General features: G+C 46.7%; 13 protein-coding genes. 6 read left to right on the top strand and 7 right to left on the bottom strand.

The window, feature by feature from the left end; genetic code table 11:
* The first annotated feature begins 278 nt into the window (after positions 1-278).
* The 4 genes from F0220_RS02345 to F0220_RS02360 all read left to right on the top strand — a co-directional run bounded on the left by F0220_RS02345 (position 279) and on the right by F0220_RS02360 (position 3,844).
* Positions 279-1,535, top strand: a complete 1,257-nt coding sequence (locus F0220_RS02345; RefSeq protein WP_105601558.1) for a DUF445 domain-containing protein — start codon at positions 279-281, stop codon at positions 1,533-1,535.
* A gap of 376 nt (positions 1,536-1,911) precedes the next feature.
* Positions 1,912-2,193 (top strand): hypothetical protein, encoded by a 282-nt coding sequence (locus F0220_RS02350; protein ID WP_105601557.1) that lies wholly within the window; start codon positions 1,912-1,914, stop codon positions 2,191-2,193.
* Positions 2,194-2,224: 31 nt separating this feature from the next.
* The gene (locus tag F0220_RS02355) at positions 2,225-3,514 is read left to right on the top strand and encodes a Tle-like phospholipase domain-containing protein (RefSeq protein ID WP_105601555.1); all 1,290 of its coding nucleotides are present in this window, start codon (positions 2,225-2,227) and stop codon (positions 3,512-3,514) included.
* Positions 3,515-3,571: 57 nt separating this feature from the next.
* Positions 3,572-3,844, top strand: coding sequence for a hypothetical protein (locus F0220_RS02360; protein ID WP_017691024.1), 273 nt, complete (start codon positions 3,572-3,574; stop codon positions 3,842-3,844).
* Positions 3,845-4,070: 226 nt separating this feature from the next.
* Here F0220_RS02360 and F0220_RS02365 read toward each other — a convergent pair whose 3' ends face one another.
* From F0220_RS02365 to F0220_RS02380, 4 genes are all read right to left on the bottom strand, one after another.
* A complete protein-coding gene (locus F0220_RS02365) occupies positions 4,071-4,847 on the bottom strand; it encodes a YcnI family copper-binding membrane protein (RefSeq protein ID WP_223199837.1) in 777 nt (258 codons plus the stop codon).
* 487 nt (positions 4,848-5,334) lie between these two features.
* Positions 5,335-7,044, bottom strand: a complete 1,710-nt coding sequence (locus F0220_RS02370; protein WP_146118072.1) for a copper resistance CopC/CopD family protein — start codon at positions 7,042-7,044, stop codon at positions 5,335-5,337.
* Between the two features lie 257 nt (positions 7,045-7,301).
* Complete coding sequence (locus tag F0220_RS02375; protein WP_036616682.1) at positions 7,302-7,958, bottom strand: response regulator; 657 nt, start codon at positions 7,956-7,958, stop codon at positions 7,302-7,304.
* Between the two features lies 1 nt (position 7,959).
* Positions 7,960-8,790: a sensor histidine kinase gene (locus F0220_RS02380; protein ID WP_091018405.1), complete on the bottom strand. Its 831-nt coding sequence runs from the start codon at positions 8,788-8,790 to the stop codon at positions 7,960-7,962.
* A gap of 304 nt (positions 8,791-9,094) precedes the next feature.
* Here F0220_RS02380 and F0220_RS32370 point away from each other — a divergent pair, with 304 nt between their 5' ends.
* Positions 9,095-9,262, top strand: coding sequence for a hypothetical protein (locus F0220_RS32370; protein WP_017691019.1), 168 nt, complete (start codon positions 9,095-9,097; stop codon positions 9,260-9,262).
* A 132-nt stretch (positions 9,263-9,394) separates the two neighbouring features.
* On the opposite strand, the gene F0220_RS02385 is transcribed toward F0220_RS32370, so the two are convergent.
* The 3 genes from F0220_RS02385 to F0220_RS02395 form a co-directional block, all read right to left on the bottom strand.
* Complete coding sequence (locus F0220_RS02385; RefSeq protein ID WP_105601552.1) at positions 9,395-11,227, bottom strand: bifunctional diguanylate cyclase/phosphohydrolase; 1,833 nt, start codon at positions 11,225-11,227, stop codon at positions 9,395-9,397.
* A 311-nt stretch (positions 11,228-11,538) separates the two neighbouring features.
* On the bottom strand, positions 11,539-12,129 hold the full coding sequence (locus F0220_RS02390; RefSeq protein ID WP_091018409.1) for a DUF5317 domain-containing protein: 591 nt from the start codon (positions 12,127-12,129) through the stop codon (positions 11,539-11,541).
* 242 nt (positions 12,130-12,371) lie between these two features.
* Positions 12,372-13,793 (bottom strand): hypothetical protein, encoded by a 1,422-nt coding sequence (locus F0220_RS02395; protein WP_105601550.1) that lies wholly within the window; start codon positions 13,791-13,793, stop codon positions 12,372-12,374.
* Between the two features lie 277 nt (positions 13,794-14,070).
* Here F0220_RS02395 and F0220_RS02400 point away from each other — a divergent pair, with 277 nt between their 5' ends.
* Positions 14,071-15,102 carry a BMP family lipoprotein gene (locus tag F0220_RS02400; protein ID WP_017691014.1) on the top strand — a complete coding sequence of 344 codons (1,032 nt, stop codon included), beginning with the start codon at positions 14,071-14,073 and terminating at the stop codon, positions 15,100-15,102.
* Positions 15,103-15,197: the final 95 nt, after the last annotated feature.

The following is a 15,197-nucleotide window of genomic DNA, read 5'->3' on the forward strand; positions in this document are numbered from 1 at the left end:
TGTTCAGCAGCCAATCGATATCGAAGGGCCGTTATGATTGATTATACTAAATTATTTCTGGTATAGGAAAAGGGAGCGGTGTGTTTACGACGTAAACACCGCTATTATCCTTTTTATTCAACCAGAGGTTTGGTTTTGACGCTTGTGGGTGATAAGATGAAGTATACGAAATATGGAAGTCAAGACTTTGTAATTGGAGAGTTTACATAAGAACAGACGAAGTACGGAATTGGGTACAGACCAGACCGTACGACTAACGATAAAGGAGCAAGAATACAATGGCTAAACCTAAACAAACCAAAAAAGCAGCAGCCTGGTCTCTCGTGGTAATGGGAGCAGGATTTGCTGCATCCTTGCCGTTCCAGGGCGTTCCCGTGGGCAAGTTGCTGGTAGGATCATTTGAAGCGGGACTTGTAGGTGGACTTGCGGACTGGTTCGCCGTTACCGCATTATTCCGGCACCCGCTCGGCATTCCCATTCCACACACGGCATTGCTGCCGAAAAATCGGGATAAAATGACGGAAGGTCTGGTCTCCGCAGTAGAGAATAACTTGCTCAACAAAGACAGCATTACCGAGAAAATTGCAGATTTCAAAGCAGCAGAGACAGTGCTCGATACGTTGACACGTGAGCTTCACAATGACGGAATCAAGACCATGATTGATACGCTCTGCAAACGAATTCTGGCTGGTCTGCCGTTAGAGCAGATTGCTCCACTCGTAGCGGCTGAGATCAAGTCACAGGCGGGCGCTTTTGATCTGGGTCCGATTCTGGAGCGGGCTGCCCATCAGATGACAGAGCGGGGTTACGATGCCAAAGCGCTGGACTATGGACTGAAGCAAGCTGAGGAGTGGCTGGTTAAACCCGAGACGATCATGTTTTTGGGTGAAAGCGGGATGAAAGCGATCAGCGGCATTCAAATGAACGGATTGATGCAGTTTGCGATGAATGCGTTCCTTGGTTATATGAACGAGGAGCGTCTGGGTGGCATTTTACAAGGATATCTCTTCGATCGGGTAGAGGATATGAAACGTGAAGGCAGCGCTCTAAGGTATAAGGTGCTTGATATGGTACGTACCCAGACGGTGCGTCTGGCAATGAGCGAGGCTATGCAAGATGGAATCAACAGCTGGAAGAACAACATGCTGGAGGGCTGGAACGCAGAGGAAACGGTGCTGAACAAACTCACCGAACTGAGAGACAAGGCGCTCGCCGCGATGGAAGATGGACAGTATGTAGATACGTATGCACTGCCTGCCATTGAGCGGGTATTGGTTGATCTGCGGGCAGATGACGAGTTGATGACAGGCATGAATGCCAAGATCGTAGATGGCGTCACAACACTGCTGGAGAAAAATCATTCCAAAATCGGTAAACTGGTACGCGAAAATGTGGACAAAATGGACAATGCCACTTTGGTTTCGATGATTGAGGATAAGGTTGGACAGGATCTGCAATGGATTCGGATCAACGGAGCTGTTACCGGATTTGTTATCGGGATTGCGCTGACTGCGCTGCAGATGGCATTGGCATAAAAGTCATGTATGTAAAAAAGGGCCGCTCTTACAAAGAGTAGGCTCTTTTTGCCGTGGAAGGGAAATATCAAATACTTTAAACATTTATGATGCAAAATTCAGGAAATCGGGTAATATACACGCGAACACGCGTATGAATCATATAGGAAGAAAGATACATAAAAACGATGCTCTCAGCCGATGTGGTCATGTTGATTTTGTACTATGATTCAGTTAACAGAAGCAGAGGGCATGGGTGAATGATCCTGATTCATTGGGTGCACATATACATTGAAATCATAAGAAGAAGGTGATTGGTATGAGGCCAATACAAAAAAAGGTATGTGTATTCTTACTAATTGTGCTATCTATCTTTATTTTGGGAGGCTGTCAGAACATGAAAGAAAGTGAGAAACAGGCACTTTTTCAGGAAGCAGAAGCGAAAGCGGTCAAATATTTCAAAGACAAGTATGAGATGAACGTTGTTATTACCAGCAAGGAGTTGCTACCCGAAATGGCACTGGACTCGATTGCAATGGAAGGGCATGTGGTAGATCAGGAGGATCAGGAGTTCACTATTTCCTATGACTATAATGATAAAAAGATCAAAAATTTTGGAATGAGCCCTGCAATCAAGGCAGCCATCATTGAGAAAGGCCACGATCCTTTTGCCAAGTAGATTGTAATGAATTTTTGGAGGTGAACATAACATGGGGGATACACCAAGAATTGATGATGAAACATACCGTCTGATGTCGGAACTGGCTTATGAAAATGCCAAAGCAGGTACCGAATATTCGAATTTACCAGGATGGCAAGTGCTTGAGGATACGCATGGCAACGGTTATTCCGGGTTTGACGCAGTGACTTTTTACAATCAGGAAACGGGGCAGGCGGTCATTTCTTACCGAGGAACAGAAGGAAGTGCCGGATGGGATCGTAAAGGGCTTGATTTTCTGGCGGATGGTCAGATTGCGATCCCCGAACTGGGCAGGAAAATTGAACAGTCTACGGATTTCACACCCGATTGGTTATCAGGTGGAATTCAAAAGGTAAAAGACGTCACTGGACTGACCCATTTGGATAATGCGTTGGGTGAGCTGGATAGGCAGATTGATAAAAAGCTGAACCCTTTTCCGAATCAAATGTACGAAGCAGAAGACTATGCGAAGGATATGCAGAACAAATACAAGAATTTGGACTTCTCTCTGACAGGGCATTCACTAGGCGGCGGAAATGCTCAGTATGCAGCGGCGAATACGGGAATGACGGCAGTAACCTTTAGTGCGCCATCTGTAATATCCAGCTTAACTCCATCACTGAAACGCAAGGCAGAAGAGGGTGGATTCGATAATCAGATCGTAAACTTTGGTCACCCGGGCGACTTTGTTGCCAGTGGATTCTTTGGTGGCTATGATCGCCATGTGGGTTCCATGTATTACATCAACTCTAATTACAAGGACATGAATGACAACATGAGCATGGGGGATAAGATGGGTAACACCTTTGGTGGGAAGGAATACCACGACCTGAAGCAGTATCAGTTCGAGAATGGTTATATTTCCAATGATCTATACGACCCTATCACTGGTGAGAAAATCAATAAAACTCCCCGTGAACCTTCCAATATCATGACGGAGCTTGCGGATATTATGCGTAGCTTTGGTGCGCAGACCAGCAAGATGGTTGCAGGTGTCGGCTCAGTGGGGGGAGCTTCCGGACTAATTCAGGTAACGCCGGAAGAACTGAAAAGTGTCGCTTCACGGTGGAAGCAAAATGCACAACAGTGCAATGCGGAGTTGAATCAGGTGCGAACCCGCATGGCCCAATATCTCCATACAAGCCGTAGTCGCAGGCTGGAGCCAATTGTCACCCAATTGGACGCGTCCATTCATGAGCTTGGCACATGGCATATGAAACACACCAGCCAGTTCCTGAACTTTATTGATGAGAAGGCGGATGCTTTCCGGCAGGCAGACGAGAGTCCAGTTCATTTTTAATTAAGGATTTCTGGGAGGCTAGCATTGATATCACGTACATAGGGGAGGGGAACACGAGTGGGTGGACAATTGCTGGTGGAATTGAATGATCTTCGGATTGCGGAAAAAGAACTGACACAGCTGCTTGCCCGTCTGCAAGCCGATGAACAGGAAGCGCGGGCGCTATACAGTCGCCTGAACGATTGGAAAGGCCAGTCAGCAGATCATACAAGACAGCAGATTGAAGAGTTTTTTGCGGGCCTGTCCAGACGTATTCAATCCATTGAACAGCAGAAGAAAAGCTTGCTGCAATACATTGAGATCATGATCCAGACGGATCAGGAACGCTAAAGAGCGGTACGGGTTGATGCCATATTGCGGATGGTAATCAGTGTGGATAAGAGTGTGACCGTGGAGCGGCATGATTAGTTCTAAACCACGGATTGTAAAGAACATGGGTAGCCAATCAAAATGATGATAGCTAAAAAGCCTACGGCACATCGGGTTTAATCCCAAATGCCATAGGCTTTTTGTTATCTGAATTTTTTCAGGTTTTCGTAAAACTGTAAGTTAGTTCTTAACGTTTTTTGCGACGTGTAGCCAACGCGATTCCCAGGAAGGACAGAATCAGAGCCAGGATGGATACGATCAACGTTGCTTGTTGAAGCTTCAGTGTACCCGGGTCTGTATCCGTGTTGTTTGGTTCACCTGTAACGGTGTCATTGAGTGCATCGCCCAACGTAGTGTCATCGTTTGCTTTGCTATCGTCGGTAGCTGCATTATCCCCAGTGGCGCCTTCTGTACCTGCACTATCATGTCCATCGTTGGCATGACCTCCACCTGCCGCATCATTACCAGCAGCAGCCGGATCTTCGCTAATCGTTGTGATACTGTGCGGGTTGGCATCACTTGGTTGGCCTGTCCATTCTACGATGCTGCCATCACTGTAGTATTGGAAGGCATCCCAAGCTACTTCAGCTTCAGACTTAGGGTTCTGTGCAACGAAGTTGAACTGCTGGAATTGTCCTGCCAAAATGCCTTCGTTATCGCCGTCAATCTCCCACGTAATTGATGTTACTTCATTGGAATCGTTCTTCTCTGTAGTGATTTTCCAGCCTGCCAGAGGTTGATATTGCTTGAATGCAACACCTTCCGGAACTTTCATGGTGATTTTGGTTGTAGGCAGTTCTTTCTCGGATGGAATCTTAATCGTGTACGTCTGCCATGCGCTTGTCTGTGCAACGGATGGGCTAACGGTAACGTGCGCGCTAGCGAATCCGGCAAATAGCATAAATGCTGCGGTACCTGTTGCGATAGTGGATGTTAGTTTGGAAATCCATGATGTTTTCTTCAAAATAAATAACCCCTCTCAGTTCTTATCATATATGATGCGGCCCATTTTCTTAAATGAGTGTCTACGTTCTGCAAAGGCCGTTTCGGTTACGAATTGTTCTTTCGATCACCGTTATTCCCGGAATTTTAAAATTTAACTAAATTTGATTTACACATACACTCCGATGACAGAATAACCCTCCAATCGCTGTTATCCCCAGATTTTTTTGATTCCCTTTTCTCAAAGGGGAAAATCTGGTGATAGCATATGCTTCCGAAGCAGCTTTCTTTCAGAAAGCTTTTAGGCGAACGTTTCGCTTTTTCAGGTTTTTTCTGTCCTCTCCGTTTCAGTGTAAACATTAGTTGAATTTATATTAAGTCAGTTGAAATCCGGGAATAAAGGCGAGTGCTTCGCTTCTCCAGAATCAATTCGTTCCCTTCACTACATTTGCTGTTAGTAGAAATACTAATTTTAGATAGGATCACTTTTCAATATCAACGTTGTGTAACTATGGTTTGGCAGTGTCGATCTCGAATTCGGCATCCAGTGCATCCAGCGATTTGGTTAGCAGGTGTACCTTGATATTCCAACGTCCAGGCATGGAGATGTAATCTTCAGCCTTGTACATACCGGTGTCGTTTTTCGGAATGGTGATCTCATAGATCCCCATATCCATGTCCAGATGTGTGAGTGACAGTGTGATCTGTTCCAGATCATTAACGATACTGCCATCTGCACGTTTCACATCAACTTCGAATTGGTTCTCTCCCGTCACATTGGGACTCACCTGAAGTGTGATTGCCGAGCCATCATCTGTAGTCTTTGTCTCCTGATACGGTCCGACTGCTACTGGTTGCCCCGGTGACAGATGTGTCAATACGGCGGCCAGAGCGAGAATTACAGCACCAGTAACAAGCTCGGCTTTTAGGCTGCCGGATAATCTGCTCCCCGTTGCTGCTCTAGCGAGTCGCGCATGACGCCATGCCAAGATAACCATCACAATTAGCAGCACGATCTTGCCGATCAGCACAAGACCATAGGCTGTAGTGAACAAGGAGGTCAGTACAGGCGCTGGTAGAATAATCAGACTACTGTATATTCCTGTAGCGACCAGAGCGGCTACAGCGCCGATTCCCCAAGCGGTAAACCTGCGTATGGCAGTCCAGTAGACTTCTCCTCGCACCTTGGAAGGCAGCTTGTCGGCGAGGGGAGGCAGACATATCGCCATGGCAGTCAATGCACCAATCCAGAACGCCGCACCGATCAGGTGCACGAAGTCCATGGCAATAGCGAGAGCACGTTGATCCGCCGCAGCCGGATGTCCCGTCATGGCGTGAGTGAACAGCCATCCAAGCACGAGCACGAGTGACCCGTAAGAAGACCAGATGCGAGCACGGATGGATCGATCACGATCATATCCGGAGAGAATCGTGACGGCCAGCAGCATTACAATGAGGATCTGTAACATCCAGATTTGGCCAAAGGATGTCAGTTTGAGCGCACTTCCGATCAGTGCCCAGCTTAGTTCGCTCAGAGCCACACCAGATTCATACAACGTATTCAGTGGCAGGCTGACCAGAGCGGCAAAGGAAGCAGCAGCATAACTGATCCATAACAGTCTGTAGCTACCTGGAACATCCATAGGCTCTCTTGTCATGGATGTTGGTGCAATTCGCAGCAGCAAGAATGCAAGTGTCCCCAGGATGACAGACAATCCGAGATACTGAATCCAGTCTGTCAGGGATACGATCCATTTCAGCGGCCCACCTGTTGAACCGGAACCAGATGTAAGATCACTTAGTCCGGCAGGAGAACCGGACGGTTCTCCGATATGGAAAACATATGCCCCTTGAATTGGGTGTCCATCGGCAGACACAGCTTTCCAGTTGACGGCATAAGTCCCGTTCCCGAGTCCAGCCCTCAGGCCAGTCTCCAGAATATGAGGGCGATCCGCATCGATCTGTACGGTTCCGTCATCTGCCTGAGTACCGTCAGGCCCGGTAATTTTAATATCATAAAAGGCCGTCTGCAAGGATTCGTTGAACTCCACCGTCAGCCGCTCCGGAGCAGCTACGAGGATCTCGTTCTCTCCTGGCGAAGCCTTAACAATATAAGCATGGGCAGATGCCCACTGTGGCATAACAAGGCAGCACACAAGCAACAGACAGGTGACCAATGCCCAGTGCCGTTTGCCCCATTTCAGGGTAAAGCTTGTCAAAATCAAAAAATCATCACCCTCAGGTTATAGATTTGTAGTCAATCCGGGTCCTTTATACACAATCTATCCCATTATAACTTTGTCCAAAATGACTGCGTATGACTACATTGGGCTATAAAAAAACGATTTGGTCTGCATAATTGTGACAAAAGCATGAATGTGTATGGTACAGAGCACCCATCTCGTCTTATGTTACAAATCTCATATTGGTGTGGGATAAGTTTATGCTACCATTCACATATTGCTACGAAGCCACGCTATTTGCGAAGTTTACGTCCCGCAAGCCCGCTCTCTAGCGCATAGCGGGTGAGTTGTACCCGGTTTTCCAGCTGGAGCTTCTGCAAAATGTTTTTTAGATGATTCTTCACCGTCTGGTCTGAAATACCGAGTTGATCGGCGATCTCCCGATTGGTATATCCCGCGGATACCCATTGCAGAATCTCAAGCTCCCGCGCCGTTAGCGGGTTATCTTGCACATCTTCACTGCGTGGTGCGGGAAACTCCTGTAAAATCCGGTAAGCCAGTTCCTTACTGAGCGGTGCGTCGTCACTGACGATGGCGCGCAGGTATTCAAGCCAGGTGGAAGGCGTTAGATTTTTGAGCAAATAGCCTTGAGCGCCTTGTTTCAGTGCTTCGAACAGAAACGTCACATCATCCGATACCGTGACCATAACAACGATAACATAAGGGAATCGCAGCTTGATCTGACGGGTGGCTTCCAGCCCATCCATGCCCGGCATCTGCACGTCCATCAGGATCAGGTCGGGCATCCATTGCCCAGTGAGTTCCAGCGCTTCCTGTCCATTCGAAGCTGTACCAATCACTTCAAACAGGCTGTCCTCGGATAAAATGCTACAGATCGCTTCACGCGCATGCGCATGATCATCAACAACCAATACACGTACATGTTCCATATTAAGCATGCTCCTTCCCTATCGTCATTCGTGTATGCCCCGGTCTTGAATCGAGGGTAAAAGACCAACCCATCTCGGCAGCACGCTCCTTCGTAATTCGCAGTCCGTACCGATCCTTCAGATGAAGAGGATCTCCGCTTAGTCCATTCCCATTATCCTGAATATAAATGAACCAGGCAATTGGATTACCTTCCGCATGAACCTGAACGCGGGTAGCCTGCGCGTGTTTGCGTACATTCAGTAACCCCTCCCGGATACAGGCGAGCAGTTCCACTTGCTCCTTGGAAGAGAACGTTACACCCCTTAGGTCCCAATGAATCTGTGCACCGGGTACCGTTTCTTTGACGAGCACTTCCACCTGCGCATGCAGTGAAATAATTTCTGATGTTACCGTAGAGGAAGGAACAAAACGCAACTGTGCAATAGCTTGCCTTACATATGTATTGACTTCATGCACGGTTTTTTGAATCTCCTGGATCTCATGCTCATGTCCGCTCCCTGCCAGACTACGGCCGGCTTTATCGGTCTTCACTGACAGCAGGAAAAGAGACTGAGATATGCCGTCGTGAAGTTCTCTTGCCAATTGGTCACGAGCTTCCAGGGCTGCTTTCGCTGCACGTTCCTGCTCCAGAGCAGCCCTGGCACCTTCGAGCATGCGGAACAATCGGCTGAGCAGTGTCACGCTGACGAGGTAAACGATGACCGGCGTTAACCAGTTTCCGGCATCCATCGAAAGGTACGGCATCAGAAACTGATGACGAATATATTCCCAGATGCCTACCGTGAATGTGGGGATCAGCAGAATCATCCATTTAATTTGTTTATAGGACATGAATGCAGAACTCCTTTGATCTAGGATTAGCTTAATAAGGTAATTTATTTATACAGGGATGGGACCATTATAACGCAAGCTTGTCCAAGACCCTAGTCTGTGTCTTTGGAGAAAGCTGGGGAGGATCAGGGAGTATTTAGAAGGATATCTAAGAACGACAAGGGGTGAAATGTTGTCACGCTAGGTGAGGGTTGGTGCATCCAGCTGAGGAAGGCTGAGTCCGTTTTCCCTATTGGAGAAGGTCCTCTATACTTATATAGAACGTGAATTCATTACAAAACATGTTAAGGAGTGAAGCAACAACATGAGTCAAGAAGTATTGGAACGTCGCAGTGAATTGCTCAAAAAGAACATTCACCAGATGCTTGTTCAAGACAATCAGCACGGTATCAGTCGCCAAGACAACATGTTTTTGCAGCAGATGATCAAAGAGCTGCATCAGACCTCACATGAACTGAATACCAAATCTTAATGTAGAATCTGCACGAGAATGAAGATGTCTGGTGTACGATTCATTCCATGAAAATGAAAATGGCGCTATCTCCGATCAGACCGGGGATAGCGCTTTGATTTTTTAAGAGCCTATAAAAAAGCCCCATTTATCTTACAGCAACTGTTGCTGAGCGGTTCTTTTCTCAATATACCGAATGAATAACTCGGCAAGCTCCGGATCGAACTGTGAACCCGAACATGCACGCAGCTCTCTAATGGCTTCCTCCACGTTCTTGGTCTCCTGATACGGCCGCTCTGTCGTCATGGCATCAAAGGAGTCAATCACGGTCAGCATCCGGCACAGCCGGGGAATCTCGTTACCCTTTAGGCCGTAAGGGTAGCCCTTGCCATCATAGCGCTCGTGGTGAAGTTCAATATACGGAATCAGATCGGCGAAGCGATCGTTCGTGATCACCATTTTTTTGCCCCAGGTGACGTGTCCTTTGATCGTTTCCCATTCTTCTGGGGTGAGCTTGTCCTTTTTGTTCAGAATGGACCAAGGAATCTCCAGTTTGCCGATGTCATGAATCAGTGCTCCCAGCACGAAACGACGTTTCTCCGCATTGTCCAGTGCGAGCAATTCACTGATATCCAGTGCATATTTGTAGACCCGTTTGGAATGTTTGAACGTATCCATATCCTTGTATCTGAACAGATTGAGCTGCTGCTCGATGTCACGAACGTCCTGCACCAGATCAATCTCATGTTCCATACCATCATTGCTGCCGTGGCGGTGCACGTTGTTCTTGCCCTGTTTCTTCGCATAATACAGTGCTTTATCCGCCTGATCCACGAGCTGGGATTTGTTATACATATCCACCTGATAGGGCGCGACGCCAGCAGAGAAGGAGAGACAACCATGTGGAAACACTTCAACGCCTTCAAACGGCGTGTCGTTCAATTGTTTACGCAGCTTGTTCATGAACCTGTAGGATTCGTCCAGCTCCATGCCTGGCATGAGCAAAGTGAACTCTTCCCCTCCATAACGAAAAGCAGTAACAGGTGTGCCTTCCGTCTTGCGCATCAGAAAATCCCCCAGCAGGGCCAGCAGACTGTCACCTTGTAGGTGGCCAAACCGATCGTTATACTTTTTGAAATCATCGATATCAATAAGTCCCAGACAGAGCGGTGTTCCCTGCGTACGAGCGGTAGTTAGTTCATTTTCCAACATACTTTCAAAATAACTATGGTTGAACAGACCTGTGCGTTGATCCGTGTTCGCCTTCTCCTCAATGCTCTGATACATGACAAACAACTGCTTGAATGCATGGGAGAGCAGAATGCTGAGACTCAGATACAACAACAGACCGAGTACGCCATTGTGCACAACCAGAATGGTCAATACTAGCGCCAGAATCAGCGTACATAAATAAACCAGCAGGGATTCGGTAACAAATGCCCGCTTCATCTGCTGTAATGCATCCTTTGTTGAGAAATGAAAGAATAAGCCAAGTGTGATCGTGTTGATGATGAAGTAGGCTGCGAGCGCTGCAAAATAAGGAATCAGGTTATAGCCGTCCAGCGTTCCCGATTGCCCGCCAGTCCACTCAAACACGGCAGCTGCTCCCGTAATCATGAGACTATAGATGCTGAAATTAACAATGTGTTTCCACCAGGTTAGCTTGCGCTCTTTGATTAACAGGATGATGGAGACAGGAAGCAGTACAGATAAACTGAAAGCTCCGCCAAACATGAATATACAGGCAAGGTATACCGATGAATCCATGGATTGCTGATTGCCTTTGGGTGGAATCTGGAACGTGAAGTAATCCAGAATTAACGCCGCACCCAGCATGGTGTAGACCATAACCCAATCCGCCGTGGTTAGATGAAGATAAGACCACTTGTTCATGTACAGAAAAACACCGATCCCGGTACAGCTAAGCAAAATAACATACAGACTGCTTCGATCTGCCTTATGGATAAGGTTACGAATAAAGTTCATAAAAAATCTCCTGCTTGGGTTTAGTCTACTCTTGATGTGTATATAATTGGTGTTCTTGTATTGGGATATATTATATAGATGTTTAACATACCAATTTGCCTGGCAAAAATCCAGAAAGAAAAAACAGGCCGCTGGCAGCCTGTTTGTCTTGTTTGGCGGTATGGATACTAGCCGCCCAGCTTGTATCCCGAGGTTAATGCTACAACGACAGAAGCCACGATGATTGCGTTGATGACAATGCGGGAATATTTCACACCTTCAAATTTTTTCATGGAGAAGACCTCCCTTCCTTGGAGTCTACCTGGTTCTCTTTAAGCCTGATGAGTTTTAGCGGTTTGTACAGCCTTTTTGTCCCGATTCACCATCATGTATTGGATAAAAAGGAATATGCCAATATTCATGACCACATCACCGATGCTGATGACTTGAGTCCGTGGATAAGGGCTTGAGAGTGGGATGATATCACCGAGAAAAGGCAAATGTGTAGATGCATCCATCATAAAATGCTTCGATACGGCGCCGCCTTCCCGTAGCATGTCTACATAGTAGGGTCCCAGTACAGCGGAGGCTTCCACAGAAACAGGCATGCGCCCACCGTTTACAGCCATAACGGCAAAATTGAGAAATACCCCAATCCAGATGAGCATGAAACCGGTATGGTGTCTGTTGAGCCACAGAAAAGCGAGCCCTGTGATGTAGACGGCAGCAAAGAGATATCCATTAATGGATGCCACCCATTCGAATCGTTCCTGGAGATAGAAAATAAAGAACTGGATTAGCAGCAGTACAGGGAAAATCCAGCCGCTTCGCAGCTTGAGTGCTGCAAACTGGTTGAGCCCATGCCGCAACCCTCCCCGAAAAAAACCAACGATTAAGCCTAGTAGAATACCGTCATATACCATGGAGTAACTCCTGTTCGTGCGGAGATATGCAATATGATTGCGTGTTTGTGTACATAAAGGATTCGACCTTATATTGGTAATTCCTGCATGAGAAAAATGATTTTGTAGAAGAAATTCGCAAAATGCTGCACAAAAAACCGCCTTTACGAATCTAGGGGTCGAAAACCCTGGAAAATTCGGTGAAGACGGTTGCTTATAATGGCAAAATACGAGCTTTAATTCGGTTGGAGACGGAATTTATTTTATTCAGATCCACCGTTCAGATAGTTGAAGAAGGGCTGGTCCACCCAGAAGTCATACGTCGAAATGTCCGCATCAGGAGCCAGCTTTAGGAAACCTTCCCGAATGGATTTGGCATTTTCCTTCAGAGAGAAGGACTGAGCATAGTAATTGCCAAGCGCGATCTTATTATTGGAAATGACTGGATAGCTGGCCAATGCCGTTGGTGAGTAATAAAGTGGTTGCCACCAGGAATTGAGAATCAATGGAGATGTACTGTCACTGTTCTTCTTGGCATATTTCAGAACAATATCATTGAAGCGGACTTTGTCTGCCACATTGTTGAACTCGAACTGAATATCATATTCCTTCGCAGAAGCGATATAGTTGCCGTTTTCGATCTGTGTCACTTTATAGTCTGGCGTTTCCTTCGGCTCTCCCCATTCCTTCAAATAAATGAAGGCAGATGTCTTCGGCTGGAATTGCACATCAGCATCAATACCTTCGCTACGCAACAAACCAACCAACTGTACAGCATGTTGAATATTATCGTGGCCGTAGGTAAGTGTCAGTTCATCGATAAAGTTGGAATCAAAGCGGCTATCCTTCAGATTATAACCTGTTACGAGATCATCTCGCAGGGCCTGATCCACAATCTTTCTCAGCTCAGGTGATTCGATCAGATCCGCTGTGCGATATGCAGCATACAGTTTGGAATAGATGTCCGCATCGCCGGAACGCCCAATCTCATGTTTGTATTTCCCTTGACTGACCAATACACGTCCAAGCAGATTATCAGCGAAATCTTTACTTGCTATGCCACCCTTAAGGAGAGCGGGGTATAAGCTTTCGGGAATCAGGCCTGTATCAATCGCTGCAGCCAGTTCCTGTGCGGCTTGTCCCTGAACACGGTTCGGGTTAATGCCAACTTTGGCAAGTGCTTTGGCCGTTTTCTCTGTGGGATATGTATAAGCGAGTTCCTTGAATCCGGCTGCTTTCACCGCGATGAAGACGGCAGTATAAGTGCTCAGTTGATCCTTGGCACGTACTTCTGTACCTGTAAGAACCCCACTATTGAATAAGGAAACGGCAGCGACATAAGAAGAATCACCCGAGGCCAGATCGGTAAAGACAGGAGCTTTGGCTTCACTGTCACTTGCTTGAGTTGCTTCCGTGATGGCTGCAATGGCTTGAATGAAATCACCTTTGGTTATCTGTTGCGGCAATTGTATGTTGTATTTCGCTTGCAAGAATTGAGCAAAATCCGCTGCGCTTTCCGTATAAGCGACTGGAGCCTGAGCTACTGGTCCTTTGACACTTTGTGAAGTGGTGGGTTTAGCCAGAGTTGCAGATGCTGCAGAAGCGGAAGCGGGCAAGCTAAGGCTGCCGAGTGTTACCGGAGCGGCGAGTAGGGCCGCCAACGTGATCTGGGTGATTTTTTTCAAATGAATAGCCTCCTTAAAATGGGTTGGAAAATAAGTAGCTTTCGGTTATAATCCTGACAAATCCTATCAGAATAGAATAATTGGATTGACTTTAGCACGGAGACGCGCTGGATGTCAATGGAAAAAAAGCTTGCTATAAAGCGGTTTCCAAAGCTTGGTAGAAAGCAAATCATCAAATATATTCTAATTGAGTGTATACGCTCAAAGATTTATTGACAAGGATCGACAGTATCCGCTAGGATAAGAAAAAAGAATATTGAAAAGGGGTATTTTCAAAATGAAAAGAGGTTTATCGTTCGTCTTATCGATCATCATGTTGGCTATTTTGTTGGCAGCTTGTGGGAATTCGGCTTCCAAAGACGAACAATCCGCCCAAGGCAGTGATTCGGAGAAATCTCTTCGGATGGCCCTCGTACTTCCCGAAAAAATAGGGGTTAACCCTTTCTTTGTACAGATGGATGAAGGCTTCAAAAAAGCAGGCGAAGAATTCAAAGTAGACACCAAGACGATTGAATCGACAGACCCGGCAGCATTTGAACAAAATCTGCGTGCTGCGGTTGCCGAGAATTATGATCTGATTATTACAGCAACTTTCCAGGCAGAGGATGCATTGAAGAAAGTCGCTGCAGAAAACCCGGACAAGTCCTTTGCAATTGTAGATACAACCGTGGATCTGCCTAACGTACGTAGCGTTGGTTTCCGTGAATATGAAGGGGCGTACCTGCTCGGTGCAGCTGCTGGATTGTCCACCAAAACAGACAAAGTCGGCATGATCGCAGCAATGGACGTACCACTGATCAAGAAATATACAGAAGGTTTCAAAGCGGGATTGGAATCCGTGAATCCGGATGCTGAATTCCTTGTGAATTATGTAGGTGGATTTAATGACCCGGCCAAAGCAAAAGAATTGGCACTCGTACAATTTGGCAAAGGCGCTGACTTCATCGCTGGCGCATCCGCTGTAGGTGATCTGGGTGTGTTCGAAGCAGCGAAAGAAAAAGGCTTCTATACTTCAGGTCAGGATACGGACCGTACGGTTGAAGACCCGGAACATATCGTATTGTCTCAATTGAAATCAACCGATACGGTTGCTTATGAGACCGTGAAAGATTTTGTAGAAGGCAATTTCAAAGCAGGTGCAGTGAACTACGGCTTGAAAGAAGACGGTGTGGGCCTGACTTACGTTACACGTGATAGCGAATCTCCGCTGAATGCTTTTGTTGGACAAGAAGTGATCGACAAAGTGAAAGCAATCAAGGATGATATCGTATCCGGCAAAATCGTAGTCAAAGATCCATTGCAACAATAGTTTTGAATGTTCTTTTCAATGAATGAGTAATGGAAATGATCAGCCGGCTGCCCGATCAGGCAGCCGGTTTTGCTGCTATTAAATGACCGAGACCG

The sequence above is a fragment of the Paenibacillus sp. 37 genome (assembly GCF_008386395.1).
GTDB classification, from domain to species: Bacteria; Bacillota; Bacilli; order Paenibacillales; family Paenibacillaceae; genus Paenibacillus; species Paenibacillus amylolyticus_B.